Below are 13,852 nucleotides of genomic sequence, written 5' to 3'. Positions count from 1 at the left end.
GGCCCCCGCGTTTTTCGTGCGTACGTTTTCTCGGTTCCCGGACATGATGTCCGACCGAGGGGCTACGGTATGCACCCACAAGGTGACATGCAGCAACGCCGGGAGAAACCTTGAGCGTTCCGTACGAGACGGCAGCGTACGAACCACCCGAGTCGCCCGAGTCTCCGGAGGAGCACCTCATGCGGCTGCTCGGACGCGCCCTGAACTCGTTCGAGCTGCCCGACGAGACGATACGGCGACTGGACTGCGCGCTGGCGCACGACGGTTCCCTGCACTCCGCGCACCACAGCGCGGGGCTGCACCGCGAGACGTACCGGCACACCTGGCTGCTCGCCGACGGCTCGGCGCTCACGCTCTGGGAGCTGGTCCACAACACCACCCCGGGCGGCGAGCCGCAGCACGAGGTCTACGTCGACGAGGAGGAGTTGCGCGCCGCCGGCTCCCGGCTGGCCCTGCCGCCCGACACCCCCGATTTCGAGCTGCCGGTGCAGGTCCAGGTGCAGCTGTCGCCCGTCCCCGCCCCGCGCCACGCCTACGTCCCCGACGCCTCCGCGGACCACGCCCGCCGGCTGCTGCGCCGCGCGGAGAACGCGGACCGGCCCGGCGCGGACCTCGCCGACCGGCTGTCGACGGCGTGCGGGCACCAGATCGTCCAGGCGTTCGGCGGGCCCGGCCGCGCGGGCCGCGCCCGGATCGGCTTCTCGCTCTACGAGCACGCGTTCCTGCTGCGCGACGGCGTGGAGGTCTCCCTGTGGGAGGTCGAGCACACGGCCACGCCGGACGGACGCCACATGTGCGAGGTGTACGACAGCGAGGACACGGCCCGCCGGGCCATGGAGCGGCGCGCGGCGCAGGTCTCCCCGTAGCGCGCCCCGCTCCCCCGCGCCCCGCCGGGGCCTGCCTTACGCGGCCACCGGCTGCTTGGCTCCGGGCGTCGGGGCCGACGGGTCCGTGCCTGTGCCGGGGCCCTGGGCCGACGTGCCCGTCACCGGCTTGCGCAGCCCCTTGAGGACGATCACCAGGGCCGTGGTGACACAGACACCGGCCGCGATGGCGACGAGGTAGAGCAGCGGGTTGCCGATCAGCGGGACCACGAAGATGCCGCCGTGCGGGGCACGCAGCGTCGCCCCGAAGGCCATCGACAGGGCGCCGGTGACCGCGCCGCCCACCATCGAGGACGGGATGACGCGCAGCGGGTCGGCGGCGGCGAACGGGATCGCGCCCTCGGAGATGAAGGAGGCGCCCAGCACCCAGGCGGCCTTGCCGTTCTCCCGCTCGGCGGCGTTGAAGAGCCGGCCGCGCACCGTGGTGGCCAGGGCCATCGCCAGCGGCGGCACCATGCCGGCCGCCATCACCGCCGCCATGATCTTCATCGCCGAGTCGCTGGGGCTGGCGACCGCGATGCCCGCGGTGGCGAAGGTGTAGGCGACCTTGTTGACCGGGCCGCCGAGGTCGAAGCACATCATCAGGCCGAGCAGCGCGCCGAGCAGGACCGCGTTGGCGCCGGACAGACCGTTGAGCCAGTCGGTCATCCCCTCCTGCGCGGACGCGATGGGCTTGCCGATCACGACGAACATCAGGAACCCGACGACCGCCGCCGAGACCAGCGGGATCACCACCACCGGCATGATGCCGCGCAGCGCCTTCGGTATCGGCACCCGCTGGATCGCCAGCACCACCGCGCCGGAGATCAGACCGGCCGCCAGACCGCCGAGGAAGCCGGCGTTGATGGTCAGCGCGATCGAGCCGCCGACGAAGCCGGGGACCAGGCCCGGCCGGTCGGCCATCCCGTAGGCGATGTAGCCGGCCAGTACCGGGACGAGGAAGGCGAAGGCCACGCCGCCGATCTGGAAGAGCAGCGCCGCCCAGCTGTCCGCCTGGGTCCACACGAAGTGGTCCATCACGGAGGGCGCCTTGTTGATCTCGTAGCCGCCGATCGCGAAGCCCAGGGCGATCAGCAGACCGCCCGCGGCGACGAACGGGACCATGTAACTGACGCCGGACATCAGCCACTTGCGGAGCTTGGTGCCGTACCCCTCGCCGGACTCGCCGCCGCGCTCGACCGGAGTCGCCCCGCCGGAACCGGCCGGGCCGTCCGCGGCGGCCGCTGTGACCTCGCCGCGGGCCGCCTTGTCGCGGACCTCGCCGATCAGCTCGCCGGGCCGGTTGATGGCCGCCTTCACGCCCGTGTCGACGGTCGGTTTCCCGGCGAAGCGGTCCTTCTCGCGCACGGCCACGTCGTGGGCGAGGATCACGCCGTCCGCCGCCGCGATCACCGCCGGGTCGAGCCGGGTGAACCCGGCCGAGCCCTGGGTCTCGACGACGACTTCGACGCCCTCCTCGCGGCCCGCGTTCTCCAGCGACTCGGCCGCCATGTAGGTGTGCGCGATGCCGGTGGGACAGGAGGTGACGGCGACGATCCGGAACGGGCGCGCGGGCCCGCCGGAATCCTGGCCGGTGCTGCCCGGGGCGGTCTCGGCGGAGGCCGCCGCCGAGACCGCCCCGGTGTCCGCGGTGCCCCCGGTGTCCGCGGTGGCCCCGGTCTCCTCAGGAGCGTCCTCGGCCGGGGCCGGCTCCTCGCCGCGGATCAGCGCTGCGGCGGCCGCCGCGTCGCCCGCCGAGCGCAGCGCGGCGGTGAACTCGGCGTTCATCAGCTGCCGGGCCAGCGAGGAGAGGATCGTCAGGTGGGCGTCGTCGGCGCCCGCCGGAGCAGCGATGAGGAAGATCAGGTCGGCCGGTCCGTCCGCCGCCCCGAAGTCGACGCCGGCCGCGCTGCGCCCGAAGGCGAGCGTCGGCTCGGTGACGTGCTCGCTGCGGCAGTGCGGGATGCCGATGCCGCCGTCCAGGCCGGTCGGCATCTGCGCCTCGCGGGCGGCCACGTCGGCGAGGAAGCCCTCCAGGTCGGTCACCCGGCCCAGGGCGACCATCCGCTCCGCGAGGGCACGCGCCGCCGCTTCCTTGGTGTCGGCGGACAGGTCGAGGTCGACCAGATCCGCGGTGATCATGTCGCTCATCGCGGGCTCCTTAGCTCGCGTATCGCCCGGAACGTGGGGTGAGGGGCGGGGGCGGGGAGGGGGACGGGGGCACAGCCTTGGGGGACGGGGGCACAGCGGTGGGGGCTGGGGGCGCGGCGGTGGGGGGCGGGGACGGCCCCGGGGAGCGGGCCGTGGGACGGGCCGGGAAGGAGACCGGGGCCCGGCTTCATGACGCCGGCTCCTTCAGTACGCGGTTCACCGGTACCTCGGTGGTGACCGTCACGGCCGCCGGGTCCAGGTCGTGCGGCGTCGGCATCACGCTGCCGGGCAGCTGGACGGCGGCGGCGCCGTGCGCGACGGCGGACGCGAGGGCGCCGGGCCCCGTCCCGCCGGCGACGAGGAAACCGGCGAGGGAGGAGTCCCCGGCGCCGACGTTGCTGCGTACGGCGTCCACGCGGGCGGTGCCGAACCAGGTGCCCGCGTCGTCCACGAGCAGCTGCCCGTCGGCGCCCAGGCTGGCGAGCACGGAACGGGCGCCCAGCTCCCGCAGTTCCTCGGCGGCCTTCACGGCGTCGCCGACCGTGGCCAGCGGACGCCCGACGGCCTCGGCGAGCTCCTCGGCGTTCGGCTTGACCACGTCGGGCCGCTCGCGCAGCGCCCGCAGCAGGGCCGGTCCCGAGGTGTCCAGGGCGATGCGGACCCCGGCGGTGTGCGCCCGGGCGACCAGGTCGGCGTACCAGGACGGGGCGAGTCCGCGGGGCAGGCTGCCGCAGCAGGCGATCCAGTCCGCGCCGGACGACTGGCGCCGTACGGTCTCCAGGAGCAGTTCCCGTTCGGCCGGGGAGAGTTCGGGGCCCGGTGCGTTGATCTTGGTCAGGACGCCGTCGGCTTCGGCGAGGGCGATGTTGGACCGGGTGGGCCCGGTGATCGGCACCGCCGCGACTTCGATGCCCTGCGCGTCGAGCAGGTCGGCGACGAGCGCGCCCGGCGCCCCGCCCAGCGGCAGCACCGCGACGGTGCGCTGCCCGGCGGCGGTCACCGCGCGCGAGACGTTCACGCCCTTGCCGCCGGGGTCGACCCGCTCGCCGGTGGCGCGGACGACGTCGCCGCGGTCGAGGGAGGGCACCTCGTAGGTGCGGTCCAGCGACGGGTTGGGGGTGACGGTCAGGATCATGCGCGTACTACTTCCGTGCCGGCGCGCTCGATGTCGCCCGCGTCCTCGGGGGTCAGTCCGGTGTCGGTGATCAGCAGGTCCACGTCGTCCAGGGCGCCGAAGCGGGCGAAGTGCTCCTGGGCGTACTTGGAGGAGTCGGCGAGCAGCACCACGCGCCGAGCGGCGGTCAGCGCGGCCCGTTTGACGGCGGCCTCGGCGAGGTCGGGGGTGGTCAGTCCGTGCTCCACGGAGAACCCGTTGGCCGCCACCACGGCCACGTCGGCGCGGATCTCGCCGTACGCACGCAGCGCCCAGGCGTCCACGGCGGCGCGCGTACGGTGGCGCACGCGCCCTCCGACGATGTGGAGCTGGATGCCGGGGTGGTCGGCGAGGCGGGCCGCGATGGGCAGGCTGTGGGTGACCACGGTCAGCGAGGCGTCCGGCGGGATCGCCGCGGCCATGCGGGCCACCGTGGAACCGGCGTCGAGGATCAGCGTGCCCTCGGCCGGCAGTTCGGCGAGGGCCGCCCGGGCGATGCGGTCCTTCTCGTCGGCGGCGGTGGACTCGCGCTCGGCGAGATCCGGTTCGAAGTCGAGCCGTCCTGCGGGGATCGCGCCGCCGTGCACCCGGCGGAGCAGACCGGCGCGGTCGAGCGCCTTGAGGTCGCGGCGGATGGTCTCCGCCGTCACCTGGAACTCCTCGGCCAACGACACCACGTCCACCCGGCCGCCGTCCCGGGCGAGCCGGAGGATCTCCTGCTGCCGCTCCGGTGCGTACATGACCGTTCACCTCCGACCCGTGCCCGAACCTGTGGTTTCGCTCGGAGGCTACGCCTGGTTGTCCGGAATGTAAACAGGAAGCAGAAACGATCGGACTCAAACAGGCATGAACGGGCATCGACGTGCAGCAGGGCGGGCCCGGCACCTCTGTGCCGGACCCGCCCCTGTTCACGTCCCGTCGCGCGTCCGCGGTCTCAGACCAGCGCGGGCTCCTTCTCCTCCGGCCGGTCCTCCGCCCGGCCCCCTTCCACGTGCTGGGCCGGTCGCCCGGGCAGCGCGAACATCAGCAGGAAGATGACGGCCATCACCCCGGCCACCCACCCCAGCGCGTTCTGGAAGGCGTCCACGTAGGCGGGGCCGACGCGGGCGGGGGTGAGGTGGTCGCCCATCGTGCCGAAGAAGACCACCGACACCAGCCCGAGTCCGAGCGCGTTGCCCATCTGCTGCACGGTGTTGATGAGTCCCGACGCCGACCCGGCGTGCTCGCGCGGCACCTGGGAGAGCACCGCGTCGGTCAGCGGCGCGACGATCAGTCCCATGCCGAGGCCCATCACGGCCAGCGGCAGCGCCATCTGCCAGGAGGTGATGGCGAGCCCGTAGCGCCCGGACTCCCAGATGTAGAGGAGCACCCCGGCCGCCATCACCAGCGCGCCCGCCTGGAGCACTTTGCGTCCGAACCGCGGGACCAGCTTCTGCACCGAGATGCCGGCCGCCGTGGACACGGCGATCGAGAACGGTACACCGGTCAGCCCGGCCCGCAGCGGGGTCCAGCCGAGGCCCACCTGCATGTACAGCGTCCAGACCAGGAAGAAGACACCGAGGCCGACCCCGAAGACGGTCTGCACGGCGATGCCGGCCGCGAAGCTCTTGACCCTGAACAGCGACAGCTCCACCAGCGGCGAACCGTCCCGCGCGCTCTTGCGCCGTTCGTAGGCGACCAGGACCGCGAGGACCACGAGCGAGCCGGCCATCGAGAGGTGCCCCCACAGCGGCCAGCCGAGCTCCTCGCCCCGGGTGAGCGGGTAGATCAGCATCAGCAGGCCCAGGGTGACCAGCGCGACCCCGACCAGGTCCAGCCGGAGCGCGCGCGGCGCCTTCGACTCCGTGATGAAGCGGCTGCCGAGGACGAGGCCCGCGACGCCGACGGGCAGGTTGATGAGGAAGATGGGCCGCCATTCGAGCCCGAAGAGATTCCACTCGGTGAGCAGGGCGCCCAGCAGCGGACCGGAGACGGCCCCGAGTCCGACGATGGCGCCGAACAGGCCGAAGACCTTGCCGCGTTCGTGTGCCGGGAAGGTGGCGTGCACGATCGACAGGACCTGCGGCACCATCAGCGCCGCCATGCCGCCCTGGAGGATGCGGGAGGCGACCAGCATCTCCGGGTTCACGGCGAGGCCGCACAGCGCCGAGGCCAGGGTGAAGCCGCCGATGCCGACGAGGAAGACCCGCTTGCGGCCGTGGATGTCGCCGAGCCGCCCGCCGGTGATCAGGCCGGCCGCGAAGGCGAGGGCGTACCCGGCGGTGATCCACTGGATCTGGCTGAACGAGGCGCCCTCGTCCTGCTGGATCGAGGGGATGGCGATGTTGACGATGGTGACGTCCACCAGGTCCATGAACGCCGCGGTCATCACGATCGCGAGGGCGAACCAGCGACGCCGGTCGCCTGCGGCGGGCGCGGCTGGCACGACGGGTGGGACAGGCGGGACGGGAGCCGGGTCGGGGCTCTGCTTGGAGGTCATGGAAGGAACTTAGGAGGCCAGTAGGTCGGATCGTGTCCTATATCTGCGGCATGCTCGAAGGCATGACGACGGACACTCCAGCCCGGCTGCTGACGCTCCTCTCGCTCCTGCAGACGCCCCGCGAATGGCCCGGCGGCGAGCTGGCCGACCGGCTCGGGGTCTCCCGGCGCACGGTCCGGCGGGACATCGACCGCCTGCGCGAACTGGGCTATCCGGTCCAGGCCACGATGGGTGCCGACGGTGGCTACCGGCTGGTGGCGGGCAAGGCCATGCCGCCGCTGGTCCTCGACGACGAGGAGGCGGTGGCGATCGCGGTCGGGCTGCGGGCGGGCGCGGGACACGCGGTCGAGGGCCTGGACGAGGCGTCGGTGCGGGCCCTGGCCAAGCTGGAGCAGGTGCTGCCGTCCCGGCTGCGGCACCGGGTCGCCACACTCCAGTCCGCGACGACGCCGCTGACCAGCGGGGACGGGCCGAGCATCGCGCCCGAGACGCTGACCGTGATGGCCTCGACGGTGGCCGGGCACGAGCGGCTGCGGTTCGCCTACCGCGCGGCGGACGGCAGCGAGTCGCGGCGCGTGACGGAGCCGTACCGGCTGGTGTCGACGGGGCGGCGCTGGTACCTGGTCGCCTACGACCTCGACCGGGACGACTGGCGGACCTTCCGGGTCGACCGGGTGAGCGAGCCCTTCGCCACGGGGGCGCGGTTCGCTCCGCGGGAGCTGCCGACCGGGGACGCGGCCGAGTACCTGCGGCACTCGATGCGGCGCCGCAACGACTCCTACGAGATCGCGGTCGTCTTCCACGCACCGGCCGAGGCCGTCGCGCCGCTGCTGCCGCACTGGATGGGGACGCCCGAGGCGGTGGACGGCTGCACGTCGTGCGTGGTGCGGGCGACCGTCTCCGGCTCGGTGGAGTGGATCGCGGTCCGCCTGGCGACGACCGGCCTGGAGTTCCGGGTCCGGGAACCGGCGGAGCTGGTCGACTGCGTACGGGACCTGGGCGCCCGCCTGGCACGCGCGACGGGGCCGGGCTGACCGGCACTGGACCGACCGGCATCGCGGGCCCGCCGTCACCACCGCTCACCGGCCCGCGCGTTCACCCCTGCTCCGTGAGGTCGTCCTCCCAGGTGAACTCCCGCAGCACCGCCAGGTTCAGCAGCGCCTGGTCCAGCGGGCTGCGCGTCTCCTGGGAGGACGACGACGCCCAGTACTCCGCCGCGACGCGCACGGCGGCGCCCGCCACGGCGGCCGAGAAGTGCAGCCGGGGGGAGGCTGCCAGTCGGGCGGCAACGTTGTCGTCGCCCCCGGACATCCGCGCGGCCAGCGCCTCCACCAGCCCCCGCTCCGTGGAGTGGCAGACCTCGGCCCACACCTTGCGCAGCGCCGGACTGCTCTCGGCCAGGCGGATCAGCGCCCGGGCCCACTCCCACGAGGGCGCCGAAACACCCGCGCCGGGCGTCAGCGTGTGCCGTACGGCGTGTTCCAGGGCCGCGGGCGGGGACAGTTCGGCCGGGGCCTCGCGCACCGCCCGCACCCAGCGCTCGGCGCCCAGGGCGTAGAGCGGGGCGATCGCCTCCTCCTTGGCCGCGAAGTAGCGGTAGAAGGTGCGCGGGGCGACACCCGCCGTCCGGGCGATGTCCTCGGCCCGGGTGGCCCGCAGGCCCTGGCCGGCGAAGAGGCGGGCCGCCGCCCGGGCGATCTCCATCCGGGTCTCGGCCTTGCGCCGCTCAGTCAGGGAAACCGAGTCGACCGAGCCGGCCCGGCTGGCCGAGCCGACCGGGCGGACGTGCCGGACCGGCTGATCTGGCCGGATCGGCTGACCTGGCCGGGTCGGCTGACCTGGCCGGGTCGGCTGGACCGGTTGGATCGGCTGACCCGGCTGGGTCGATCCCGGGCCGGGGTCGGGGACTGCTGGAACCGTGGTGCTCACTTCGGCAGGCTATGCCGCTGTGGCAGAATCTGCCATCCGGCGGGCCACCCCGGGGTTCAGGTTCGGGGTGGCCCGCCTCTCCGCCCTGCCCCGACCCGCGGCCGGCCCGGCCCGGTCCCCGCACGAGAAGGAGCCGGGCTGCGGCGCCCCGGGGGGAGGGGCGCCGAGCCCGGCTCGGGAAGTCCCGGCGCCGGGGGGAGTGCGTCGGGACGTGGTCCGGTGTGTGCTGCGGTGGTACTGCCGCGGTGGGGCGGTGCGAGGGCATCTCCCTGCCCCGGCCAATGGGCCCGAACGTCTTGTGCCCGGCCTCCGCGAGTTGAAGCAGCGTTGTACAGCCATGTTTGCGCGGGGTTCGACCACCGGCGTGCGCCCCATCCGCCACGTCACGCCCCCGCGTCACGCGGCGGTCGGGCCGCACCGCCGTCCGTCGCCCCTGCCGCCCTACGCCGCCGCTTCGAAGCCGGTGTCGCGGGCCAGCTTCTTCAGCTCCAGCAGCGCGTGCTTCTCGATCTGCCGGATGCGCTCGCGGGTGAGACCGTGCTCCTTGCCGACCTCGGTCAGCGTGCGCTCGCGGCCGTCGTCGATGCCGTACCGCATCTTGATGATGGAGGCCGTGCGCGGGTCCAGGCGGCCGATGAGGTCGTCCAGCTCCTCGCTGCGCAGCAGGGTCAGCACCGACTGCTCGGGCGACACGGCGGAGGTGTCCTCCAGCAGGTCGCCGAACTGGGTCTCGCCCTCGTCGTCCACCGACATGTTCAGCGAGACCGGGTCGCGGGCCCAGTCGAGCACGTCGGTGACGCGCTCCGGCGTCGAGCCCAGCTCGGCCGCGATCTCGGCGGGCTCCGGCTCACGGCCGTGCTCCCGGTTGAACTCGCGCTGCACGCGCCGGATCCGGCCCAGCTCCTCCACCAGGTGGACGGGGAGCCGGATGGTGCGCGACTGGTCGGCGATGGAACGGGTGATGGCCTGACGGATCCACCAGGTCGCGTACGTCGAGAACTTGAAGCCCTTGCGGTAGTCGAACTTCTCGACCGCGCGGACCAGGCCGGCGTTGCCCTCCTGGATCAGGTCGAGGAGCGGCAGACCGCTGCGCGGGTAGCGGCGGGCGACCGCGACGACCAGGCGGAGGTTGGAGCGGATGAAGACGTCCTTCGCCCGCTCGCCCTCGTCGATCAGGGCCTGGAGCTCCTCACGGGTGGCGTCCGCCCCGGTCTCCTCGTACCCTTCGAGGACCTGCCGCGCGAACACACCCGCCTCGATGGTCTGGGACAGCTCGACCTCCTTGGCGGCGTCGAGCAGCGGTGTCCGGGCGATCTCGTCGAGGTACATGCCGACCAGATCGCGGTCGGCGAGCTCGCCGCCGTTCGCGCGGACGCTGGTTGCCGAGCCGGAGGTCTCGCCGGTGGCGGACTTACGACGGGCGACGGCACGGGTTGCCATGCGTGCTCCCTTGCGATGGTGGTTCAGCGGGTGGTCCTGTGAACGCTCGGGCGCCTTGCGGGGTTGTCTCCGTTGTCTCCGAACCCTCTCGGGTTCGTTCTCGGGACTCTCCTCGGGTGCCCTGCATCCGATGGAAACAACGACTGGAATCCGGACAGAATTCCCAACCCGCCCCTCGATTTTTCTGATCATGCAGTACCCTGTGCCGCCACACGAGGAGGGGCGATGCTGTCGGGAACTGCGGAGGTCCAGGTCAGACCGGGAGTCGAGGCCGATCTCAAGGCCCTCACCACCCTCTACAACCACTACGTGCTTGAGACGCCCATCACGTTCGACACCGAGCCGTTCACCCCGGAAGAGCGCCGCCCTTGGCTGCTCTCCCACCCTGAAGACGGCCCGCACCGGCTGAGGGTTGCCACGGCCGCGGACTCACAGGAGATTCTGGGGTACGCCACCTCCAGCCCCTACCGCGCGAAGCCCGCCTACGGGACCTCGGTGGAGACCACCGTCTACGTCGCTCCCGGGGCCGGCGGCCGCGGCATCGGCTCGCTGCTCTACACGTCCCTCTTCGACGCCCTGGCCGGCGAGGACCTGCACCGCGCCTACGCGGGCATCGCCCAGCCCAACGAGGCGTCCGCCCGGCTGCACGCCCGGTTCGGCTTCCGGCACGTGGGCACCTACCGGGAGGTGGGCCGCAAGTTCGGGCGGTACTGGGACGTGGCCTGGTACGAGAAGCCGCTGTAGCCCGGCGGCGGCATCCGGGCCGCGCCTCGCGGGCGCCGGGACGCCCCTCGCGGGCCGTCGTCCCGCGGGTCAGCCGAACTGCACCGAGCGCTTCGCCAGCCCCATCCAGAACCCGTCGATCACCGACCGGCGCGTGTCCAGTTCACCGGCCGCGTCCGCCGCACCCATGGTCACGAACAGCGGTGCGAAGTGCTCGGTGCGCGGGTGGGCGAGCCGTCCCGCCGGGGACTTGCGGGCGAAGTCGAGCAGCCCGTCCACGTCCCCGCCCTCCAGTGCGCGCCGGCCCCAGTCGTCGAACTCCGCGGACCAGGAGGGGACGCCGCCCTGGCGCAGCGCGGCGAGGTTGTGGGTGAAGAAGCCGGAGCCGATGATCAGCACGCCTTCGTCGCGCAGCGGCGCGAGCCTGCGGCCGATCTCCATGAGCCGCGCCGGGTCGAGGGTCGGCATGGAGACCTGGAGGACCGGGATGTCGGCGCCGGGGTACATCTCGACCAGGGGCACGTAGGCGCCGTGGTCGAGGCCGCGGTCGGGGACGTCCTGCACGGGCGTGCCGGGGGCGCGCAGCAGCTTACGTACGGACTCGGCGAGCGCGGGCGCGCCGGGCGCCGCGTAGCGCACCTGGTAGTAGTGCTCCGGGAAGCCCCAGAAGTCGTAGACGAGGGGGACGGTCCGGGTGGCGCCGAGGGCGAGCGGGGCCTCCTCCCAGTGGGCGGAGACGACGAGGATCGCCTTCGGGTGCGGCAGGTCCGCGGCCCACGCGGCCAGCTCGCCGGGCCAGACGGCGTCGTCGGCGAGCGGCGGGGCGCCGTGGCTGAGGTAGAGGGCGGGCATGCGCTCCCGGACTGCGGCGGCCATGACTACTCCAATACTTGAACTCTCAATCTCTACTTGCCATCAATCTACGCGGACTTTGTTTAATGTTCAAGGAACCGTCTCGTACAGTGGGACGCATGAACGACGAACCCCGTTGGCTCACCGCCGAGGAGCAGCTGGTCTGGCGCTCCTACATCGAGGCGGCGACCCTCCTCGAGGACCACCTCGACCGGCAGCTCCAGCGCGACGCGGGCATGCCGCACGTCTACTACGGCCTGCTGGTCAAGCTGGCCGAGTCACCGCGCCGGCGGCTGCGGATGACGGAGCTGGCCAAGTACGCGAAGATCACCCGCTCCCGGCTCTCGCACGCGGTGGCCCGCCTGGAGAAGAACGGCTGGGTGCGCCGCGAGGACTGCCCCTCCGACAAGCGCGGCCAGTTCACCATCCTCACGGACGAGGGGTACGAGGTGCTGCGCCGGACCGCCCCCGGCCATGTGAACGCCGTACGGCAGGCGGTCTTCGACCGGCTCACCCCCGAACAGCAGAAGTCCCTCGGCGAGATCATGCGGATCGTCGCCGAGGGACTTCAGCCGAGCGAAGCGGGTGCGGACCTGCCCTGGCTGCGCTGAGCGCGCGGCCGGGGCAGGTCCGGGGGAACCGTGCGTACGGGGCGTCCCCTCCCCGTACGCACGGGTGGAACGGGGCCCGAGCGGGTAACGGGGCGGTCGTCAGTGGGCGACGACCGGCACCCGCAGCTCGTCCTCGGCCTCCTCACCCGCACCGGACCCGGTGACGGCGCCGCCGCCCGGCCGCCCGGCGTTGATGAGGGTCAGGGCGATCGCGGCCGCGACGACGAGGATGCCGACGGCGAACCAGATCGCGCTGGTGTAGCCCTGCACCTGGCCCTCCAGCTGGACCAGCTGCTGCTGGGACCGGGAGGCCGCGCCGCCCATGTGGTCGGCGATGTAGGACGTGGTGGCGGAGGCGGCGATCGTGTTCAGCAGCGCCGTACCGATCGCGCCGCCCACCTGCTGCGAGGTGTTGACCATCGCGGAGGCGACACCGGCGTCCCGAGCCTCCACGCCCATGGTGGCCATGGACATGGCCGGCATGAACGCCGTACCCATGCCGAGGCCGAGCAGCAGCATGCCGGGCAGCAGCACACCGGCGTAGGAGGTGTTGATCTCCAGCTGGGTCAGGAACAGCATGCCGACGGCGGCGACCAGGAAGCCGGGGCCCATCAGCAGCCGGGGCGCGACCCGGGTCATCAGCCGGGCACCGATCTGCGTGGAGCCCGTGATCATGCCCGCGATCATCGGCAGGAAGGCGAAGCCGGTCTTCACCGGCGTGTAGCCCTTCACGATCTGCAGGTAGTAGGTCAGGAAGAGGAACAGGCCGAACATCGCGATGATGGCCAGGCCCAGCGAGAGGTAGATCCCGCCCCGGTTGCGCTCGGTGATCACGCGCAGCGGCAGCAGTGGAGCCTTGACCTTGGACTCGACGATCACGAAGGCCAGCAGCAGCACGGCCGAGCCGACGAACATGCCGATCGTCAGCGCGTCGCTCCAGCCGTTGGACTCGGCGCGGGTGAAGCCGTAGACCAGCGCGACCAGACCCAGGGTGGACAGGATGACGCCGGGGATGTCGAGCGGCGAGCGGTTGCGGCCGCCCTTGGGCTCACGGATGACCAGGTACGCACCGGCCGCGGCGACGATGGCGAACGGGATGTTGACGAAGAACGTCCAGCGCCAGTTCAGGTACTCGGTGAGGAAGCCGCCGAGGATCAGACCCACGGCGCCACCGCCACCGGCGATCGCACCGTAGATGCCGAACGCCTTGGCGCGCTCCTTGGCGTCCGTGAACATCACGGCGAGCAGGGAGAGCGCGGCGGGCGCGAGCAGGGCGCCGAAGACGCCCTGGAGGGCGCGGGAGCCGAACATCATCGCCTCGTTGGTGGCCGCGCCGCCCAGCGCGGAGGCGACGGCGAAGCCGGCCAGGCCGGTGACGAAGGTGCGCTTGCGGCCCCACAGGTCGGCTATCCGGCCGCCGAACAGCAGCAGACCGCCGAAGGCGAGGGCATAGGCCGTGACGACCCACTGCCGGTTGCCGTCGGAGATACCGAGGTCCTGCTGTGCGGAGGGAAGGGCGATGTTCACGATGGTGGCGTCGAGGACCACCATCAGCTGGGCGAGCGCGATGAAGACCAGCGCTTTCCAGCGACCGGCGTCCGGGGCGTCGGTGACGCCGGATGCCTTGACGGCTGATTGAGACATGGGGATA

The 13,852-nt window shown here is 72.7% G+C and carries 12 protein-coding genes; 4 read left to right on the top strand and 8 right to left on the bottom strand.

The window, feature by feature from the left end; genetic code table 11:
• Positions 1 to 110 precede the first annotated feature (110 nt).
• Complete coding sequence (locus IE258_RS22200) at positions 111 to 866, top strand: DUF6227 family protein (protein WP_189746099.1); 756 nt, start codon at positions 111 to 113, stop codon at positions 864 to 866.
• 36 nt (positions 867 to 902) lie between these two features.
• Here the strand turns inward: IE258_RS22200 and IE258_RS22195 are convergent, their stop codons facing one another.
• The 4 genes from IE258_RS22195 to IE258_RS22180 form a co-directional block, all read right to left on the bottom strand.
• Positions 903 to 3,014 carry a PTS fructose transporter subunit IIABC gene (locus tag IE258_RS22195; RefSeq protein WP_189746097.1) on the bottom strand — a complete coding sequence of 704 codons (2,112 nt, stop codon included), beginning with the start codon at positions 3,012 to 3,014 and terminating at the stop codon, positions 903 to 905.
• Between the two features lie 187 nt (positions 3,015 to 3,201).
• The gene (gene pfkB, locus IE258_RS22190; RefSeq protein WP_189746095.1) at positions 3,202 to 4,149 is read right to left on the bottom strand and encodes a 1-phosphofructokinase; all 948 of its coding nucleotides are present in this window, start codon (positions 4,147 to 4,149) and stop codon (positions 3,202 to 3,204) included.
• Positions 4,146 to 4,907: a DeoR/GlpR family DNA-binding transcription regulator gene (locus IE258_RS22185; RefSeq protein WP_127892173.1), complete on the bottom strand. Its 762-nt coding sequence runs from the start codon at positions 4,905 to 4,907 to the stop codon at positions 4,146 to 4,148. Before IE258_RS22185 ends, pfkB begins: the two co-directional genes overlap by 4 nt.
• 194 nt (positions 4,908 to 5,101) lie before the next feature.
• A complete protein-coding gene (locus IE258_RS22180; protein ID WP_189746092.1) occupies positions 5,102 to 6,646 on the bottom strand; it encodes an MFS transporter in 1,545 nt (514 codons plus the stop codon).
• Positions 6,647 to 6,708: 62 nt separating this feature from the next.
• On the opposite strand from IE258_RS22180, the gene IE258_RS22175 reads away from it, so the two are divergent.
• Positions 6,709 to 7,680 carry a helix-turn-helix transcriptional regulator gene (locus IE258_RS22175; protein WP_189746090.1) on the top strand — a complete coding sequence of 324 codons (972 nt, stop codon included), beginning with the start codon at positions 6,709 to 6,711 and terminating at the stop codon, positions 7,678 to 7,680.
• 61 nt (positions 7,681 to 7,741) lie between these two features.
• On the opposite strand, the gene IE258_RS22170 is transcribed toward IE258_RS22175, so the two are convergent.
• Together IE258_RS22170 and IE258_RS22165 are read right to left on the bottom strand one after the other, a co-directional pair.
• A complete protein-coding gene (locus tag IE258_RS22170) occupies positions 7,742 to 8,575 on the bottom strand; it encodes a TetR/AcrR family transcriptional regulator (protein ID WP_373309902.1) in 834 nt (277 codons plus the stop codon).
• A gap of 441 nt (positions 8,576 to 9,016) precedes the next feature.
• Positions 9,017 to 10,015, bottom strand: coding sequence for a sigma-70 family RNA polymerase sigma factor (locus tag IE258_RS22165; RefSeq protein ID WP_030190975.1), 999 nt, complete (start codon positions 10,013 to 10,015; stop codon positions 9,017 to 9,019).
• A 228-nt stretch (positions 10,016 to 10,243) separates the two neighbouring features.
• Between IE258_RS22165 and IE258_RS22160 the strand changes: the two genes are divergently transcribed.
• Complete coding sequence (locus IE258_RS22160) at positions 10,244 to 10,759, top strand: GNAT family N-acetyltransferase (RefSeq protein ID WP_189746410.1); 516 nt, start codon at positions 10,244 to 10,246, stop codon at positions 10,757 to 10,759.
• Between the two features lie 69 nt (positions 10,760 to 10,828).
• Here IE258_RS22160 and IE258_RS22155 read toward each other — a convergent pair whose 3' ends face one another.
• The gene (locus tag IE258_RS22155) at positions 10,829 to 11,590 is read right to left on the bottom strand and encodes a dioxygenase family protein (RefSeq protein ID WP_189746408.1); all 762 of its coding nucleotides are present in this window, start codon (positions 11,588 to 11,590) and stop codon (positions 10,829 to 10,831) included.
• Between the two features lie 119 nt (positions 11,591 to 11,709).
• Here IE258_RS22155 and IE258_RS22150 point away from each other — a divergent pair, with 119 nt between their 5' ends.
• Positions 11,710 to 12,201 carry a MarR family winged helix-turn-helix transcriptional regulator gene (locus tag IE258_RS22150; protein ID WP_052839249.1) on the top strand — a complete coding sequence of 164 codons (492 nt, stop codon included), beginning with the start codon at positions 11,710 to 11,712 and terminating at the stop codon, positions 12,199 to 12,201.
• 99 nt (positions 12,202 to 12,300) lie between these two features.
• On the opposite strand, the gene IE258_RS22145 is transcribed toward IE258_RS22150, so the two are convergent.
• Positions 12,301 to 13,845: an MFS transporter gene (locus tag IE258_RS22145; protein WP_159327095.1), complete on the bottom strand. Its 1,545-nt coding sequence runs from the start codon at positions 13,843 to 13,845 to the stop codon at positions 12,301 to 12,303.
• Positions 13,846 to 13,852: the final 7 nt, after the last annotated feature.

Origin of the sequence: Streptomyces tendae (genome assembly GCF_014650435.1) — a bacterium.
Taxonomy (GTDB): Bacteria; Actinomycetota; Actinomycetes; order Streptomycetales; family Streptomycetaceae; genus Streptomyces; species Streptomyces tendae.
Note: the sequence above shows the minus strand (reverse complement) of the source record. Positions and strands in the feature narration are given on the sequence as shown.

Coding starts and splice junctions, on each gene's coding strand:
- IE258_RS22150 (WP_052839249.1), top strand. CDS start 11,710: ATGAACGACGAACCCCGTTGGCTCACCGCCGAGGAGCAGCTGGTCTGG.
- IE258_RS22185 (WP_127892173.1), bottom strand. CDS start 4,907: ATGTACGCACCGGAGCGGCAGCAGGAGATCCTCCGGCTCGCCCGGGAC.
- pfkB (WP_189746095.1), bottom strand. CDS start 4,149: ATGATCCTGACCGTCACCCCCAACCCGTCGCTGGACCGCACCTACGAG.
- IE258_RS22165 (WP_030190975.1), bottom strand. CDS start 10,015: ATGGCAACCCGTGCCGTCGCCCGTCGTAAGTCCGCCACCGGCGAGACC.
- IE258_RS22195 (WP_189746097.1), bottom strand. CDS start 3,014: ATGAGCGACATGATCACCGCGGATCTGGTCGACCTCGACCTGTCCGCC.
- IE258_RS22155 (WP_189746408.1), bottom strand. CDS start 11,590: ATGCCCGCCCTCTACCTCAGCCACGGCGCCCCGCCGCTCGCCGACGAC.
- IE258_RS22145 (WP_159327095.1), bottom strand. CDS start 13,845: ATGTCTCAATCAGCCGTCAAGGCATCCGGCGTCACCGACGCCCCGGAC.
- IE258_RS22180 (WP_189746092.1), bottom strand. CDS start 6,646: ATGACCTCCAAGCAGAGCCCCGACCCGGCTCCCGTCCCGCCTGTCCCA.
- IE258_RS22175 (WP_189746090.1), top strand. CDS start 6,709: ATGACGACGGACACTCCAGCCCGGCTGCTGACGCTCCTCTCGCTCCTG.